Origin of the sequence: Pseudomonas sp. GZD-209, assembly GCF_049310485.1 — a bacterium.
Classification (GTDB): domain Bacteria; phylum Pseudomonadota; class Gammaproteobacteria; order Pseudomonadales; family Pseudomonadaceae; genus Aquipseudomonas; species Aquipseudomonas sichuanensis.
Map to the genome: position 1 here is coordinate 1 of NZ_JBMOWQ010000201.1, position 17,123 is coordinate 17,123.

General features: G+C 64.4%; 10 protein-coding genes. 7 read left to right on the forward strand and 3 right to left on the reverse strand.

Translation table 11 applies throughout. From position 1 onward, the window contains the following. Positions 1-66: 66 nt before the first annotated feature. Genes dsbG through dsbD form a run of 3 tightly spaced genes read right to left on the reverse strand, consistent with a single transcriptional unit; the run spans position 67 to position 3,375 of the window. The gene (dsbG, locus tag ACO6VM_RS21215) at positions 67-825 is read right to left on the reverse strand and encodes a thiol:disulfide interchange protein DsbG (RefSeq protein ID WP_422403776.1); all 759 of its coding nucleotides are present in this window, start codon (positions 823-825) and stop codon (positions 67-69) included. 1 nt (position 826) lies between these two features. Then, positions 827-1,657 (reverse strand): prolipoprotein diacylglyceryl transferase family protein, encoded by an 831-nt coding sequence (locus tag ACO6VM_RS21220; RefSeq protein ID WP_422403777.1) that lies wholly within the window; start codon positions 1,655-1,657, stop codon positions 827-829. Beyond that, positions 1,657-3,375: a protein-disulfide reductase DsbD gene (dsbD, locus tag ACO6VM_RS21225; protein WP_422403778.1), complete on the reverse strand. Its 1,719-nt coding sequence runs from the start codon at positions 3,373-3,375 to the stop codon at positions 1,657-1,659. The genes ACO6VM_RS21220 and dsbD overlap by 1 nt, the downstream gene beginning before the upstream one ends. A 318-nt stretch (positions 3,376-3,693) precedes the next feature. Between dsbD and ACO6VM_RS21230 the strand changes: the two genes are divergently transcribed. From ACO6VM_RS21230 to ACO6VM_RS21260, 7 genes are all read left to right on the forward strand, one after another. Beyond that, positions 3,694-5,394: a ShlB/FhaC/HecB family hemolysin secretion/activation protein gene (locus ACO6VM_RS21230; RefSeq protein ID WP_422403779.1), complete on the forward strand. Its 1,701-nt coding sequence runs from the start codon at positions 3,694-3,696 to the stop codon at positions 5,392-5,394. Positions 5,395-5,417: 23 nt separating this feature from the next. Beyond that, positions 5,418-12,101: a DUF637 domain-containing protein gene (locus ACO6VM_RS21235; protein WP_422403780.1), complete on the forward strand. Its 6,684-nt coding sequence runs from the start codon at positions 5,418-5,420 to the stop codon at positions 12,099-12,101. Further along, the gene (locus tag ACO6VM_RS21240) at positions 12,098-12,370 is read left to right on the forward strand and encodes a colicin immunity domain-containing protein (protein ID WP_422403781.1); all 273 of its coding nucleotides are present in this window, start codon (positions 12,098-12,100) and stop codon (positions 12,368-12,370) included. Before ACO6VM_RS21235 ends, ACO6VM_RS21240 begins: the two co-directional genes overlap by 4 nt. 106 nt (positions 12,371-12,476) lie before the next feature. Further along, a complete protein-coding gene (locus ACO6VM_RS21245; protein ID WP_422403782.1) occupies positions 12,477-12,893 on the forward strand; it encodes a hypothetical protein in 417 nt (138 codons plus the stop codon). Positions 12,894-13,423: 530 nt separating this feature from the next. After that, entirely contained in the window at positions 13,424-14,107 is a 684-nt protein-coding gene (locus tag ACO6VM_RS21250; RefSeq protein WP_110994018.1) for a response regulator, read from the forward strand. Continuing rightward, complete coding sequence (locus ACO6VM_RS21255) at positions 14,104-15,426, forward strand: ATP-binding protein (protein ID WP_125859477.1); 1,323 nt, start codon at positions 14,104-14,106, stop codon at positions 15,424-15,426. The genes ACO6VM_RS21250 and ACO6VM_RS21255 overlap by 4 nt, the downstream gene beginning before the upstream one ends. Positions 15,427-15,629: 203 nt before the next feature. After that, entirely contained in the window at positions 15,630-17,030 is a 1,401-nt protein-coding gene (locus ACO6VM_RS21260; protein WP_422403783.1) for an aspartate aminotransferase family protein, read from the forward strand. Positions 17,031-17,123 lie beyond the last annotated feature (93 nt).

Consider the following 17,123-nt stretch of genomic DNA (forward strand, 5'->3'; position numbering starts at 1 on the left):
GTGTATATCTCTGCCCCCCCCGCTGGTGAAAAGTTTTTTGGGAGCGGGCTTGCCCCGCGATCATTTTCAGCGCTTGCCGAGTATCTTGCCCAGCATCTCCGGCCGCGGCGCCCCTTGCTGGCTCTGCAACTGCCCATGCTCATCCTGGAAGAAGATCGCCGGCGTCGCCGCCAGCCCCAGCTCTTCCATCAGCGCCTGGTTGGCGTCGAGCTTCTTCTGCACCGCTTCCGGCACCTTCTCCAGTGGCTTGAGCGTGCTCGCCTTGCCCGCCGACTCATGGGCAAGCAAGGCCTTGCTCGGGTCCTTGGCGGCGAGCAGGGCGGCGGACTTGCCCGGGCTGTCCTCGCGGATGATGCCGACCATGATATGGCGCAGTTGCACCTTGCCCGACTCGACCCACGGCCGGGCCTGCTGCCAGAACATGTTGCAGTACGGGCAATTGGGGTCGCTGAACAGGTAGACGATGCGCGGTGCATCGGCCTTGCCGTCGGCAATCCAGGCGGTCTTCTCCATCTTTGCCCAGATGGCCTTGCTCATCGGGGCGTACACCAGTTTCTCCAGGGGCTCGGCGCTGAGGTCCTTGCCTTGCTCGTCGAACAGGCTGCCCACCAGCACATGCTTGCCGTCGGCCGTGAGGTACAGGGCGATGCCATTGTTCTGGTACTCGGCAGCGTAGCCACGCAGGCCGTCGGGGGCATTGAAGCTGCCTTTGATCACCGCGCCCTTGGCTTGCAGTTGCTGGATCGCCTTGGGCAGTTCTTCGGCCTGCAGCGCGGGGGCGGCCAGCAGGGCGAGGGTGAGGGGCAGCAGGGCATTCAATCGCATGTCAGTTTCCTTGTGGGGCGGGCGCGTCGGCGCGGTCGAAGGGTTCCAGGGCGTGGCGCAGGCTGGCCCGCGACAGTTCGCCCAGGTGGCTGCCGACCAGCCGCCCTTCGGCGTTGTAGAACAGGGTGGTGGGCAGGGCCATGGAGCCGACCTTGCGCGCCAGCTCGCCGGTGCCGTCGAACAGCACATGGGACAGCATCAGGCCGGTGGTGGCCATGAAGGTGCTGACGTTCTCCGGGGTTTCGCCCTGGTTGACGAACAGGAAGGTCACGTGGGGGTAGTCGTGCTGGGCTTGCTGCAACACCGGCATTTCGCGGCGGCAAGGCGGGCACCAGGTGGCCCAGATATTGATCACCAGCGGGCGCCCGCGGTAGTCGTGCAGCGCCACTGCCTGGCCGCGGTTGTCGCGCAGGGTCAACTGCGGCAGCTCGGTGCCCTTGCTGTACAGGTGGCTGCCCAGGCTGCCGAGCCCCCAGAACAGCGCGCCGCTGGCCAGCGCCCAGCCCAGTGGGCGGCGCAGACCGGGGCGACGCCAGCCCTGCCAGAGCGTGCCCAGCACGATGCCGAACAGGCCGCCCCAGAGCAGGAAACCACCGTCGCGGATATCGATGACTTGCAACGGCTCGTCGCGGTACATCGGCCAGTAGGCCAGGACGAAGCCCAAACGGGCACACAGCAAGCCCAGCAGAAACACATTGAACAACGCCGACTCGGGGTTCTCGCCACCGCGCTTGGCCACGCGCCAGCCGACCAGGCAGGCGATGCCCAGCGCCGCGAGCAACAGCAGGTGGTTCAGGGCCATGGTCAATGGCCCGAGGGTGACGGTCAGCATCAGCCTTGGCTCCTGGTCTGGGCCCAGTGTTGCAGGAAACCGGCGGCGTCGATTTCGCCGGTGATGCGCCGGGCGCGGCGTTCGTCGCCTTCCGGGCCGACCCAGATCAGGCTGGGCGGGCCTGGCACCTGGTAGCGCTGCAGCAGCTCGCGGCTGGCCGGCGAGTCGGCGGTGACATCCAGGCGCAGCAGGTGCACGCCGTCGAGGCTGGCCTGCACATCGGCACGGCCAAACACCTGTTTTTCCATGACCTTGCACGACACGCACCAGTCGGCATAGTAGTCCACCAGCACCCACTGGCCACGGGCCTTGGCGGCATCGAGCTCGCGCTGCAGGTCGACAGGGTTGCTGATCGTGACGAAGGCGTCATGCGCGGTGGCCTGTACGGCACTTTGGGTATTGCCCGCGAAGGGCTGCAGCGGCTGCCACAGGTTGCTGCCACCCGCCGCCGCACCGACCAGCAGCAGGCCGCCCCACAGGGCCCCCAGCAGCGGCACCGCGCGCAGGGCAGGTAAACGATGCAGGGCCGGCCAGGCGGCCCAGCCCAGGGCGATCAGCCAAGCGCCGGCCAGGGCCAGGAGCAAGGGCTCGGCCAGCAGGGTGCGCACGGTGTACAGGGCCATGGCCAGGAACACGAAGCCGAACAGGCCCTTGACCAGGTTCATCCAGGCGCCTGGGCGCGGCAGGTAGCGGTTGCCCAGGGTCACCAGCAACATCAGCGGCACGCCCATGCCCAGCCCGAGGCTGAACAGCACCAGCGCCCCGTGCAGCACATCGCCGCTTTGCGCGATATACAGCAGCGCGCCCGCCAGCGGCGCGGTCATGCACGGGCCCATCAGCAAACCCGACAACGCGCCGAGCAGTGCCGCGCCATACAGGTTGCCGCCGCGGGTGCCTTGCCCGGCGCGGTCCAGGCGATCACGCAGCGCCACTGGCAGCTGCAACTCGAAGGCCCCGAACATCGGCAGGGCCAGCAGCACGAACAGCGCCGCCAGGCTGCCCAGCAGCCACGGCTGCTGCAACCAGGCCTGCAGGCTGGCGCCCAGCAGCGCGGCGACCACCCCCAGCGCGGCATACACCAGTGCCATGCTCAGCACATACACGCCGGCCAGAACCCAGCCACGGCGGGCGCTGGCGCCATTGCCCATGACCAGCCCGGCGAGGATCGGCAGCATCGGCAGCGAACACGGGGTGAAGGCCAGCAGCAGGCCCAGGCCGAAAAATGCCAGCAGGCTCCAGGCCAGGTTGCTCTGCTGCAGCGTGCCGGCCAGGGCCTGGTCGCTGGCCTGCTCAGCGCCCGGCGTCGGCGCCTGGGTGCCACCCAGGGCGATCGGCGTGGTTTGCGGCGGGTAGCACAGCCCGGCGTCGGCGCAGCCCTGCCAGCCCAGGCGCAGCTCGCCACTGGCGTTGGCCGGCAACAGCAGCTCCAACTCGGTGCGATACACCGCGCTGTCGCCGAAGAACTCGTCGTGATGGTTTTCGGCCTGGGGCAGCTGCGGGTGCTGCTCAGGCGGCAGGCCGTCGAACTTCAGGCGCTTCTGGTAGAGGTAATAGCCGTCCTGGATCTGGAAATGCAGGCGCACCTGGCCGTTGGCGAGGCGGTCGTGGGTCAGCACGAAGGCCTGGTTCACCGGCAGGAAGTCCGGTTTGGCGGCAAACGGGTTGGCCTGGAGCGGGCCGGCGAGCAGAAAGGTCAGGAAGAGCAGGAGCACACGCATGTCGAGGCCTTGGCAGAGCTTGGAATGCGGCCATGCTGGCCGGGAGGCATTAACTGAAGGTTAAACCGGGAGTGTGGGGGATGACAGGCAAGGTTTGCCTGCTGGTTTCGTGCAACATTTTGTCTGTTCAAAGTCCAGCTTGTAGCCGCGTTCGTCGAAGTTGGTAGCTGGTTTCTCTAATGCCTGTTTCGCGCCGTTCTCCCTCTATCGAGCCCGGGATTGTTCCTCTAGCTTCGCTTTTTCAGGTTTCCAGCCCACCTGCAATTCGGGGTGCTGGAGATGCCAATCGTGGAAGTGAATGCTGTTTCAGGGAGGAACATGAACAGTCTACTTGCATGGCGTTTGGTGTTTTGCATTTTGCTGGGCAGCTTTGGCAGCGTATTGGCCTGGGCCTCGTCCGGCGATCAGGAGTTGATCCGCGAACGTCAGAACCGCTTGCTCGAAGAGCAGCAGCGGCGCCTCGAAGAGCTGCGCAACCTGCCCGGCAAGGCCGAAGGCCCTGCGCCCCAGGAGCGTGCACCGGCGCAGCGCTGCTTCGACATCCGCAGCATCGACCTCAAGCGCGCCGACAGCCTGTCGGCAGCCGACCGTACGCAAGTACTCAAACCCTTCATCGGCCAGTGCCTGGGCGTCAGCCAGCTCAACGACTTGCTCAAGGCCATCACCAACCTGTACCTGGAGCGCGGCATGGTCACCAGCCGTGCCTACCTGCCGCAGCAGGACCTTTCCGCCGGCCACCTGCAGGTGTCGGTGGTGGAAGGCCGGCTCGAAGGCCTGCGCCCGGCCGAGGGCAGTGGCCTGTCCACCCGCGAGCTGGGCATGACCTTCCCCGGCAGCCGCGGCGAGTCGCTGAACCTGCGCGAGATCGAGCAGATGGTCGACCAGCTCAACCGCCTGCCGTCGAACCAGGCGCAGATGGAGCTGGCCCCCGGCAAGGCGGTCGGCGGCACCGAGGTGCTGGTGCGCAACCAGCCACAAAAGCCCTGGCGCGCCTCGTTGTCGCGCAACAACGAAGGCCAGCCCAGCACCGGCGAGCAGATGCTCAACTTAGGCCTGGAGTGGGACAGCCCGCTGGGCCTGGCCGACCAGTTGGTGCTGCGTGGCGGCCACGACGTGGTCAGCGACCATACCCAGGGCTCGAAAAACGGCATGCTCTGGTACAACCTGCCCTGGGGCTGGTGGAACTTCAGCTACAGCTACAGGGAGAGCGAATACCGCTCGCCGATCTTCGCCCAGGGCTTTGCTTTCAAGCAGAGTGGCGACGGCCAGAGCCACCAGTTGCGTGCCGAGCGCGTGGTGCACCGCGACGCCACCAGCAAGACTTCGCTCAGCGCCGGCATGTCCCACCTGCGCACCAACCACTACATCGAAGACAGCCGCCTGCGCGGCAGCAGCAACCGCCTCAGTGAAGCGCAGTTCGGCATCAACCATGGCCGGCGCCTGGGTAACGCTTTCGTCAACCTCGACCTGGGCCTGCAGCAAGGCACCGGCGCCTTCGACGTCCAGGGCAACGGCCACCCGCGCCCGGGCGAGCCGGTGGCGCGCTACCGCAAGTACAGCGCCACCGTCAGCTTCATCCAGGGCTTCGAGCTGTGGGGCGAGCAACTGAGCTTCAGCAGCCTGGCCACCGGGCAGCACAGCGAGGACGTGCTGTTCAGCCCGCAGCGCATCAGCCTGGGCGGGCTGGGCTCGATCCGCGGCCTGCGCGAGCAGTCGCTGTCGGGCGACAGCGGCGGCTACTGGCGCAGCGACCTGCGCTGGACCCGCCCGGTCGCCTGGCAGCCGCTGCGCGCCGTGTTCAACCAGTACGGAATGGGCCTGGGCTACGACGTCGGGGTGATCAGCAATGACCGCTACAACGGCGAATTCCATGGCCGCGCCAGCAGCCATGCGCTGCAACTTATCGCTCGGGGCGAGCACGTCGGCACCAGTGTGACCTTCGCCCACACCCTGGAACGCCCCGGCGTGCTGACCGAGAAAGAACGCCCCGTGTTCTTCCGTTTCGACTTCTTCATCTGAACCGCTGATTCGCGAGACCTCACATGGACGTTCGCTTCTTTGCCTTCCTGGCTGGCCGCCCTTCGGCCGCCATTCAGCTCCGTGAGCAGTTCTGCGGCCTGCCCAAGCGCGCCCTGGCTTTGCTGCTGGCCAACGTCATGTTCTGGCAGCCGCTGTGGGCCCAGGCCGACGGCATCGCGGTCAGCAGGCCGGGCACCAGCCTCGGCCAGGCCGGCAATGGCGTTCCCATCGTCAACATCGCCGCGCCCAACGGCAGCGGCCTGTCGCACAACCAGTTCAGCGACTACAACGTCGGTCGCGAAGGCCTGATCCTCAACAACGCCACCGGGCGCACGCAAAGCACGCAACTGGGCGGGATCATCCTCGGCAACCCCAACCTGCAGGGCGCGGCGGCGAGCACCATTCTCAACGAAGTGAACGGCAGCAACCCCAGCCACCTGCGCGGCTTCACCGAGGTGGCCGGGCAGAGCGCCCGGGTGATCGTCGCCAACCCCCATGGCATCACCTGCGATGGCTGCGGCTTCATCAACACCCCGCGGGTGACCCTGAGCACCGGCAAGCCGATCCTCGACGGCAACGGCCAGGTGCGCAGCTACCAGGTCGACGGCGGCACCATCGCCATCGAAGGCACTGGTTTGGACGCGCGCAACGTCGACCGCTTCGAGCTGATCACCCGCAGCGCCAAGGTCAACGCCAAGCTGCACGCCAAACAGCTGGACATCGTTACCGGGCGCAACGACGTCGATGCCAACACTCTCAAGGCCACTGCCCGTGCCAGTGACGGCAGCGCGGCGCCGAGCCTGGCCATCGACAGTACGGCGCTGGGCGGCATGTACGCCGGGGCGATCCGCCTGGTGGGCACCGAGCAGGGCGTGGGCGTGCGCTTGGCTGGCGATATGGCGGTGGATGCCGGCGACCTGGACATCGACGCCAGCGGCAAGCTGACCTTGGCCAACGCCAGCGCTGGCCGCGATGTAAAGCTCAAGGCCGACGAAGTGGAGCTGACCGGCAGCACCTACGCCGGGCGCAACGCCAGTGTGCACAGCAGCGGTGATGTGCAGGTGCGCCATAGCCTGGCAGCGCGCCAGCACGTGAAGGTGGACGGTGCGCAGGTGCGCAACCAAGGGGTGATCGAGGCCGGGGTCGAGGCGGACAAGCACCGCAACGACAGCGCCGATCTGAGCCTCACCAGCACCGGCCTGGTCAACAGCGGCCAGATCGTGGCCAGCCGCGACCTGGCGGTGACCGTCAGCGACACCCTGGACAACCGTGGCGGACGCTTGCAGGCGACCGCCGGCGGCGTGGACATTACCGCCGCCAGCATCGATAACCAGGGCGGCGTTGTGGTTGGCCAGCAGGCGGTGAAGGCCACTGTCCGCAATGGCACCCTCGACAACCGCGCCGGCCAACTGCTGGGCAGCCGCCTGGAACTGACCGCCGACACAGTCGACAACCGGGTCGGTGGGCAGGTGCTGGCCGGCAGCGATGGCCTGTTGATCAAGGCCTCGACCGTGCGCAACCAGCAAGGCAAGTTGCTGGCCGGCGGTTCGCTGGCCGAGCTGCTGCTCGGGGCAGGGCGCCTGGACAACCAGCAGGGCAGCCTGACCGCCAGCGCCATCACCCAGGTGGCCGGCGATGCCGACAACAGCGGCGGCACCCTGGCCAGCCTGGCCGGCAACCAGCAGCTGACGGTGCAGCGCCTGATCAACCAGAACGGTCTGATCGAAGCCAGCCAGGCCATCGAGCTCGATGGCCAGACCCTGGACAACAGCCAGAACGGGCGAGTTATCGCCCATGCCGGCGACAAGACCCGCATCGAGCTGGGCGGCGAACTGGACAACCGCGGTGGCCGCATCGCCAGTGTCAGCACCGACCTTGAGGTCAAGGCTGCCAGCCTGTTGAACCAGGGCGGTACCCTCGAACACGTGGCCCAGGGCAACCTGCTGATGCAGGCGGCCAGCCTCAGCGGCAGCCAGGGGACGGTCAGTGGCCTGGGCAGCGGCACCTGGACCTTCGGCAGCGTCGACGGCATCGGCACCTGGCACACCAATGCCAGCCTGGACATCAGGAGCCTGCAGCGCCTGACTCTGAACAGCGGCGAGCGCATCGCCAGCGCCGGCGACCTGCGCCTGGCTGGCGTGCAACTGAGCAATGCCGGGGAGCTGGTCAGCGACGGCAAGCTGACCCTGGAGATGACCGGCGACCTGATCAACCAGGGCCTGTTCTCCAGCCTCAAGGCCATGGCTATCAGCGGCAACAACCTGACCCAGGACGGTGGCCGTATCGCCAGCAAGGAGGCGATGACACTGACGCTGGATGGGGCGTTGAGAAACCGTGGCCGGCTGACCAGCAGCCAGACCCTGGCCATCACCGCCGCCAGTATCGATAACCAGGGCACCCTCGGCGCCCAGGGCAAGGCGACCCTGCATGCCCGCGGCGCAATCACCAACCAGCAGGACAGCCTGCTGTTCGCCGGCGGCCCGCTGGAACTGCGCGGCGTGAGCCTGCTCAACCATTACGGCGATATCTACAGCAAGGGCGACCTGAGCTTTGCAGCACTCGACGGCGGCAAGGCTGCCAGCCTGAGGAACCTCTCGGGCAGCATCGAGAGCGAGGGCAACATCGACATCAAAGTCGATTACCTGGAGAACGCGAAGGCGAAATTCGTCCACGGCGAAACCATCGCCAACCGTTTCATCCGCATCAACTGCACCGACTGCAGCGGTGGCCGCCACACGGGCACTTACATCGTTACGACCACCTACAAGGGCAAAGTGGCCAGCGATTCACCCGCCGCGCGCTTGCTGGCCAACCGCGACATGACCCTTGAGGCCACCACGGTGGACAACCGCCAGAGCCTGCTGGCAGCCAACGGCGATCTTACGGCCGAGGCCCAGAACTTCTATAACCGTGGCCTGACGCTGGACAACCGGATCGAGGAAATCAGCCATTGGCTGCCGGGTGTCAGCCAGAGCGCCTACCGCGCCGCCGAAGCCGCCACCCACGCCTGGAACGCGCAATACGCCGGGCTACCCATTGAGCAGCAGGCGCCGCTCCCCACCGAGGTTACCCAGTATCCGGTGTCGAGCAGGACCAGCCAGGTGCTGCCGGGTACCGACACCGCTTACGCTGGCAGCATCCAGGCTGGCGGCAAACTGGCGCTGAACGTCAGCAGCGAACTGGTCAACGGCACCCTTGATGCGCATAGCCATACCCAGCTTACCGGCAAGACGCTGGACAGCGCGGCAACAGGTGCGGGCGACATACAGATCACCCTGGGCACCCAGGCTGGCGATCCGGGCCTGCCCACCGACGTCAAGCGGATCGAAACCCTCGCTGCCGACGGCAGTACCCAGGTCAGCTTCGTCCCGGTCGATTTCAGCGGCACGCCTTTCGTTGGCGTCGACCCGACCGCGCTGCCGAGCTTCCGCCTGCCCCAGGGCGAGTATGGCCTGTTCGTCCGCAACCAGAACCCAACCGCCAGTTACCTGATCGAGACCAACCCCGAACTCACCGACCTGGGCCGATTCATGGCCTCGGATTATCTGCTCGGCCATCTTGGTTTCGACCCCGACCAGGCTTGGCGTCGTCTCGGTGACGGCCGCTACGAAACCCGCCTGGTCGCTGACGCGGTGCGTGCACAGACCGGCCAGCGCTTCCTCGCCGATGGGCTGAGCAGCGACTACGAGCAGTTCAAGTACCTGATGGACAACGCCGTGGCCAGCAAGGATGCCCTTGGGTTGGCCGTGGGCGTGCGTTTGAGTGAAGAGCAGGTCGCCGCGCTAAGCCATGACATCGTGTGGATGGAAACGCGCGAGGTTGAGGGCGAGCAAGTACTCGCCCCGGTGCTCTACCTGGCCAAGGTCGATTCGCGCAACTTGCGCGGCGGCAGCCTGGTCCAGGGGCGCGACCTGCAATTGGTTACCGGCCACGACCTGAAGAACGTCGGCACCTTGCGGGCGAGCAGCGATCTCAGCGCCGTCGCCGGCGGCAGCCTGTACCAGGGCGGCCTGGCTCAGGCCAACGAAAACCTGGCGCTGCTGGCCCGGGACAGCCTGCGCAACGCCCTGGCGGGTGAAATCCGTGGCAACCAGGTGAGCCTGGTGTCGCTCAAGGGCGACATCCTCAACGACCGCACCGCCACCGAAGTAGCGGTCGGTTCTGGCAGCCAGACTCGCGTGGATGCCGGGTCGCTGATCAGTGCGCGCGGTGGTCTGACGATAAATGCCGCCCGTGACCTGACCAACAAAGGTCGAATCAGCAGCGGGGGTGACCTGACGGCGCAGGCCGGTGGCGACATCAACCTGCTCGCCGTACAGGACCATACCGTCACCCGCGAAGCCCTGCGCCGGGGGCTGCGTACCGAGGAGACTTTGACCAACCTCGGGTCCAGCCTGGAGGCCGCCGGCAATGTCACGCTCAAGGCTGGCGGCAACCTCAATGTCGTGGCCAGTAGCGCCAACGCCGGCAAGAACCTGGATGCCAGCGCCGAAGGCGATATCAATGTCGTCGCCGGCGAGGATGTGCACAACGTCGAGAGCCGTTACAAGAAAGGCGGCAAGAAGGTTCACGAAATCGCCGAACACAGCCGCCAAGTCGCCGCCAGCCTGACTGCCGGTGATGACCTGGAGATCAGGGCCGGTCATGACGTCAACCTGATCGCAAGTAAGCTCAAGGCCGGTGACGAGGCCTATCTCTACGCTGGTAACGACCTCAACCTGATTGCCGGCCAGGAGCGTGACTACACGCTCTACGACATAAGCAAGATGGGTAGCTGGGGGGCCAAGCAGGCCCGACGCGACGAAGTCACCCGCATCATCCATGTCGGTAGCGAAATCACCGCGGGTGGCGAACTGACGCTGATGAGCATGGGCGACCAACGCTATCAGGTGGCCAAGCTCGACAGCGGCAACGACCTGGCCTTGATCAGTGGCGGCGCCATCACCTTCGAGGGTGTGAAGGATCTGCATGACGAGACTCATACCAAATCCAAGGGAGATCTGGCCTGGAACAGTGCGAAGGGCAAGGGCAACACCGATGAAACCCTGGTCCAGAGCGAGCTTCACACCGAGGGTGAACTGATTATCCAGGCTGTCGATGGCGTCAGGATCGACATCAGGCAGATCGACCAGAAAAGTGTTGCTCAGAGCATCGATGCCATGGTCGGCGCCAACCCACGCCTGGCTTGGTTGAAAGAGGCGGAAAAACGCGGTGATATCGACTGGCGACAAGTGAAGGAGATCCATGAGTCCTTCAAATACAGCCAGTCAGGCCTGGGCGCCGCGCCGTCGATGTTGATCGCGATTGTCGCGGCGGCATACCTGGGGCCGCTGATGGGCGCATTCGCCAGCAATCTCGCCGTGGGGACGATCAACAATGGTGGCGATGTTGGCCAAAGCCTCAAGTTTGCCCTGAGCAAGGACAATCTGCAGAGCTACGCCATTGCCGCTGCCTCGGCGTACCTGATCACGCCCCAGCTCGACCAGGCATTTGGTGTGTCCACCGACAATGCCACCAAGATCACCAAGGGCTTCGATCTCAGCAGTATGGCGGACATCGTTCGCTTCGGTGGCTATGCAGCTACCCAGGGTGCCCTGCAGGCCGGGCTGGAAACGGTGGTCAAGGGCGGTAGTTTCTCCGAGAACCTGAATGGCAACTTGATCGTCCAGGCCGGTAATGTCGGCATGGCCATCGGTTTCAACATGATCGGCGACTGGTCCTTGGGCAAGTACCCTGACGGCAGCCCGCAGAAAGTCATGGCGCATGCCTTGTTTGGTGGTCTGGTTGCCGAGGCATCGGGAAGCGACTTCATGACCGGTGCGCTGGCTGCCGGTGCCAACGAGGCGTTGAGCAAGGCCTTGTCGAAAATGGTCGGGGGCAAGGAGAATCTCGAGTTGATGGCATCCCAGATTGTCGGGGTGTTGGCGGCGGTAGCAGTGGATGGCGACTTGTCTACAGGCGCCGAGATTGCGAAATATGCCACGGCATACAACCAGCAGGTCCACCGACAAGCGAAAGAGCGCCTGGAGCGTGGGCTGCAAGTACTGCAAGCGCAGGGCAAGTACCTCAACCTCGATGCTGACACCGTGTTGGTCGATCTGCGCAAGATTGCCGATGGTGAGGTGTCGAGCATCAAGGAACTCAACCCGGACGTGCTTGCATTCCTGGGTGCTGAATTTTCACCTGGAAGCATCAGGGAGACGTTATTCGAGACAGAGCGGTGGGAGCAATACGCCGAGATCGCCATCGACTTGATGTTCCCTTCGGCAGCGGGTAAAACGGCTGCTGTACAGCGCATCGGCGGGAAGCTTTCCAAAGAAGCGCTGGCTGCCCTGGAGGCGAAGTTTGGCGCCGATCTGTTGGTTGTGGGGGTAAAAGGTAATAGTGTTGCTGAGGCCTTGACTGGTGTTGCCCAGAAGCAGCTCGATAAAAAATTCAAGCATGCTTCTGATTTTGGCGTGGTGACTACAAAGAAGAACTCTGAAACACTTGCTCAGTATGAGTCTGCAATCAAAGCTCACATGAGCGCCACTGCTACGACTCAGCAAGGCACATACGGATTTGTAAAAAATTCCAAAGTGTTCTTTAATTCGACCACCAATAACGCTGTTGTGCTCGATGCATCAGGAAACTTTGTTACGGGCTTTAAGCTTTCGCCAGGAACTCAGCAGTTTGATAATTTTATTAAAAATGGAGTTCTCCGATGAGTTTGACTATCTTGGAATTTGCAAGATCGTATGTGGCGGGAAGGCTTACGGCCGAAATTTTTTCTGAGGCGTATATTGAGCTTTGGAAAATAGAGCGAGACAGGAATATCCTTCAGCTCGATGAGCCTGCTCTGAGCGAATGTCTGTCCAGTATTTTTTGTGCTGCGGATATGTATGAGCCAGATGATTCAAGGGAGGAATATGAGCTCGACGATGAAATGCTTAAGTCTGAAGTCGCGAGTTTTCTGCAAAAGATAGCCACTGATTAGTTGACGCAAATCCTTGAAGCACTCACTGTCACGCCATCGACTGAAGGTCATCGCGTGCGGCTGAAAATGGCGGGGGCTTTTCAAGTGTCTTGTGGATCGATTCTGAATGTCTGAATCCTATGAGGTTGTGTTTGAGCAGGTCGCAATGGACGACTTGCCAGGTGTATTGGCGCATTTGCAAGCGAGCGCAGACGCTGTGCTTGAGCTGATCGAGGCAGTCATTGCCCATGCAGGTGATGTGTGCCTGACAGCGCAACTTCATGGCCTTCAGGTGTCGGAGCATATCAGCCTTGCTATCGTGCTGTTGAGAGTGCTCAAGTATGGGGATGCGGTGGATGTCGAACTGTCCTGCGATACTGTTGCTCCGGCCGACGTGGAGCATGTGATGTTTGCCATGCAAGCCTATGCCAAGGCGCTGTCGGCTGATTTTCGTGTCGCCGCATTTTTCGGTGGGTTGGAACCGGCAGCGGATGTTAAAAGTCGCTATTTTACAGGCAATGTGTTGGGGCCTCTGGGCGTTTGAGCGAAGTACTTTGGCTATAGGGCGGCATAGGGGCAGCATGAGAGGTTTTGCCAAGAAGCATGGCGCAGTGCAATAGATGATTGGCTGGGTTTTTATAAAGTTGATCGGCCGTGCTGGCGGAAATTGCTTAATGCATTTTGTTCTGGATATTTGGGGTGTCGGACCATTTCAAGGCTCGAGGTAGGAGTTGCGTAGTCAATTGCCTGGGGTGGGTAATGAGTTTTGGATGCTGTGTTCTGAATAAATTGTAAGTGGGTGAGGTGCTAATTGGCTTTTCGTATCTTCTGGCGGGGATTGCTGAAATGCAGATGATGAGTGTGGTTTTTTGGGTGCTCAGAAGTATCTTTAACTTATCTGTAAAAGGGTTTTTTGTGAGTTTCTGTTGGTGGGCGCTGCGTAACGTACAAGATCGTATCGATTGGCACTGGTAGTGCAAACGCGATTTTAATCCTGGCAGCCGGAGCCCCATAATCCCCCCTTAATGACCACGCTGTTCAATAGCCCGCTTCCCCACCCCAGGAGCCCCCACCATGCACGTTCTGCTCTGCGAGGACGACGATTTGATCGCCAGCGGCATCTGCGCCGGGCTCACGGCCCAGGGCTTCACCGTCGACCGGGTGGGCAATGCGTCGCAGGCGCGGCAGATGCTGCAGGCCGCGCAGTTCGACGTGATGATCCTCGACCTGGGCCTACCCGACGAGGACGGCCTGAAGCTGCTGCGCCGCCTGCGCCAACAGGGCGAGGCGCTGCCGGTGCTGGTGCTGACTGCGCGGGACGCGGTCAGCGACCGGGTCGATGGGCTGCAGGCCGGCGCCGACGACTACCTGCTCAAGCCGTTTGACCTGCGCGAGCTGGCGGCGCGCCTGCACACCCTGGTGCGGCGGGTGGCGGGGCGGGCGGTGAACGTGATCGAGCATGGCCCGCTGTGCTATGACCCGAGCAGCTGCATGGCCACCCTGGCCGGGCAGCCGGTCGACCTGTCGCGTCGCGAGCAGGCACTGTTGCAGGCGCTGTTGCAGAACCCCGGGCGGGTACTGTCCAGCGAACAGCTCAAGGACTGCGTCTACGGCTTCAGCGACGAGGTCGAGAGCAATGCGTTGAACGTGCATATTCACCACCTGCGGCGCAAATTGGGCAATGGCATCGTCGAGACGGTGCGCGGGCTGGGCTATCGGCTGGGGCCGGCGCAAGCGCCGGAGGGGGCTTCGTCATGAGCCTGCGGGTGCGGCTGTCGCTGATCCTTGGCAGCGTGTTCATCGTCATCTGGGCGTTGGCGGCGGCGTGGATGCTGCGCGACCTGCGCCAGCAGATGATGTTCTCCCTCGACCAACGCCTGGTGGCCTCGGCACGCATGGTCGCCGGGCTCATCGACCAGTTGCCGCAGCCGCTGGCGGCCAAGGGCGAGGAGGCGCATTTTGCCGCCGACCAACTGAGCGTGCCGGACGGCATGGCCTGCCAGGTCAGCTCGCTGCGCGGTGAGGTGTTGGCCAGCAACCACAAGCACGACGGGGCGATGGACGACCAGCGCAGCGGCTTCCGTGACCAGACCATCGAAGGCGCCTCCTGGCGCACATTCACCTACAACCACGGCGATGTACGGATCACCACGGCTGACCGCCACCAGGAGCGCGAGGCGCTGAACCAGTCAATACTGCTGGCCGCCTCGGCGCCGGTGCTGATGGCCTTGCTGGGTAGCCTGGGGCTGCTGTGGATCGGCCTCGGCAAGGGCCTGGAACCGCTCAACCGTATGCGCGACGCGTTGCGCAGGCGGCGCGCCGACAGTGTCGAGCCGTTGCAGGTGGCGGGCCTGCCCAGCGAACTGCAGCCGTTGCTCGACACCCAGAACCAGCTGTTCCTGCGCATCGCCCAGACCCTCGAGCGCGAGCGGCGCCTGACCGACGATGCCGCCCACGAACTGCGCAGCCCGCTGACCGCGATCAAGACCCACCTGCAGGTGGCCCGCATGACCGACGGCGCGGTACGCGAGCAGGCGCTGGAGCACGCCGAGCAGGGCACCGACCGCATGCACCGCACGCTGGAACAACTGCTGATGCTGGCGCGGGTCGAGGGCAGCCTGTCGTTCGACGACGGCGTGCAGTGCAGCGCCGAGCAGGTGGCCTTGCAGGCGGTTCAGGACGCAGGCGGTGGTGATAACCGGCGCATCCTGCTGCGCTTGCCGGAAGAGGCGGCCAAGGTCTACCTCGGCATGCCGGCACCCTTGGCGGTGGCGGCGCTGCGTAACCTGCTGGACAACGCCCTGCGTCACGGTGGCGATGCGGCGGTGGAGCTGGAAGTGCAGGCGCGGGATGGGCAGGTGGGTTTCATGGTGCGCGACCATGGCCCGGGCATCGCCCAGGAAGACCTCGAACACCTCACCGAACGCTTCTGGCGCAACAGCCAGAGCGGCGGTTGCGGCCTGGGCCTGGCGATCGTCCAGGCCATTGCCCAGCGTTGCGCGGGCAGCCTGCGTTTCGACAGCCAGGCCGATGGGTTGCGGGTATGGTTGAATGTGCCGGCGCGCTCGGTCAAGTGATCGGCGTTGGCTTCATCGCCGGCAAGCCGGCTCCCACAATGAACTTGCACGTCCGCCTGTGGGAGCGGTACTGCCACAACAAATCCCGTCGCAACCGCTAAATCCGTACCTCGCCCAAGCGTTTTCCAAGCGATAACAACCCGACACACATCCGGTTACAGGGGCGTGGCGGGCACATTCGCTTGCTTGCGAGGGTTTTTTCGATGTCGACCGCTTCCAGCCTTGCCCAGGTTCTGCCGGCCAACGCGCCGCAGGCCCTGTATGAATTCACGGACTCACCCCTGCTGCTGCGCCAGCAGCAACAGGAGTCCAACGCGCGCAGCTACCCGCGGCGCATCCCGCTGGCACTCAAGCGCGCCCGTGGCCTCTACGTCGAGGACGTTGAGGGCCGCCAGTTCATCGACTGCCTGGCCGGCGCCGGCACCCTGGCGCTGGGGCACAACCACCCGGTGGTGACCGAGGCGATCCAGCGTGTGCTGGCCGATGAGCTACCGCTGCACACCCTGGACCTGACCACCCCGGTCAAGGACCGTTTCGTCCAGGACCTGTTCGGGGTGCTGCCCGAGGCGCTGCGCAGCGAGGCGAAGATCCAGTTCTGCGGCCCGACCGGTACCGACGCGGTGGAAGCCGCACTGAAGCTGGTGCGCACCGCCACCGGCCGCAGCACGGTGCTGGCGTTCCAGGGGGCCTACCACGGCATGACCCAGGGCGCGCAGAGCCTGATGGGCAGCCTGGGGCCGAAAAAGCCGCTGAGCGCGCTGCTCAACAATGGCGTGCAGTTCCTGCCATACCCTTACGACTACCGTTGCCCGTTCGGTCTGGGCGGTGAGGCGGGCGTGCGCGCCAACCTGCATTACCTGGAAAACCTGCTGAATGATCCCGAGGCCGGCGTTGCGCTGCCTGCGGCAGTGATCGTCGAGGTGGTGCAGGGCGAAGGCGGCGTGATCCCGGCGGACATCGAGTGGCTGCGTGGCTTGCGCCGGATCACCGAGCAGGCCGGGGTGGCGCTGATCGTCGATGAGATCCAGAGCGGCTTTGCCCGTACCGGGCGGATGTTCGCCTTCGAGCATGCCGGCATCGTCCCGGATGTGGTCACGCTATCGAAAGCCATCGGTGGCAGCCTGCCGCTGGCGGTGATGGTCTACCGCGACTGGCTCGACCTGTGGTCGCCGGGCGCCCATGCCGGCACCTTCCGCGGCAACCAGATGGCCATGGCCGCAGGCTCGGCGGTGATCAACTACCTGGTCGAGCACCGTCTGTGCGAGCACGCCGAAGCCATGGGCCAGCGTCTGCGTGGCCATCTGCAACGCCTACAGCAGGATTATCCGCAGCTGGGCGACATCCGTGGCCGTGGCTTGATGCTGGGGGTCGAACTGGTGGATCCGGCCGGCAAACTCGACGCCCAAGGCCATCCGCCGGCCTGTCGCACCCTGGCGCCGAAGGTGCAGCGTGAATGCCTGCGCCGTGGCTTGATCCTCGAGCTGGGCGGGCGGCATGGCGCGGTGGTGCGCTTCTTGCCGCCGTTGATCATCAGCGCCGAGCAGATCGACGAAGTGGCCGGGCGTTTTGCCGAAGCGGTGCGGGCGGCGGTTGCTGCACGTTGAAGTGAACCGTGACAAGTACTGGGGGGGGGGGGGGGGGGGGGGGGGGGTTTTCTTTCCTGTCCTCCCCATCTCTTTCAGCACCCACCCCCGCCC

Bases quoted from the DNA above. Each gene is read 5' to 3' on its own strand.
- dsbG (WP_422403776.1), bottom strand. From the start codon at position 825: ATGCGATTGAATGCCCTGCTGCCCCTCACCCTCGCCCTGCTGGCCGCC.
- ACO6VM_RS21220 (WP_422403777.1), bottom strand. From the start codon at position 1,657: ATGCTGACCGTCACCCTCGGGCCATTGACCATGGCCCTGAACCACCTG.
- dsbD (WP_422403778.1), bottom strand. From the start codon at position 3,375: ATGCGTGTGCTCCTGCTCTTCCTGACCTTTCTGCTCGCCGGCCCGCTC.
- ACO6VM_RS21230 (WP_422403779.1), top strand. From the start codon at position 3,694: ATGAACAGTCTACTTGCATGGCGTTTGGTGTTTTGCATTTTGCTGGGC.
- ACO6VM_RS21235 (WP_422403780.1), top strand. From the start codon at position 5,418: ATGGACGTTCGCTTCTTTGCCTTCCTGGCTGGCCGCCCTTCGGCCGCC.
- ACO6VM_RS21240 (WP_422403781.1), top strand. From the start codon at position 12,098: ATGAGTTTGACTATCTTGGAATTTGCAAGATCGTATGTGGCGGGAAGG.
- ACO6VM_RS21245 (WP_422403782.1), top strand. From the start codon at position 12,477: ATGTCTGAATCCTATGAGGTTGTGTTTGAGCAGGTCGCAATGGACGAC.
- ACO6VM_RS21250 (WP_110994018.1), top strand. From the start codon at position 13,424: ATGCACGTTCTGCTCTGCGAGGACGACGATTTGATCGCCAGCGGCATC.
- ACO6VM_RS21255 (WP_125859477.1), top strand. From the start codon at position 14,104: ATGAGCCTGCGGGTGCGGCTGTCGCTGATCCTTGGCAGCGTGTTCATC.
- ACO6VM_RS21260 (WP_422403783.1), top strand. From the start codon at position 15,630: ATGTCGACCGCTTCCAGCCTTGCCCAGGTTCTGCCGGCCAACGCGCCG.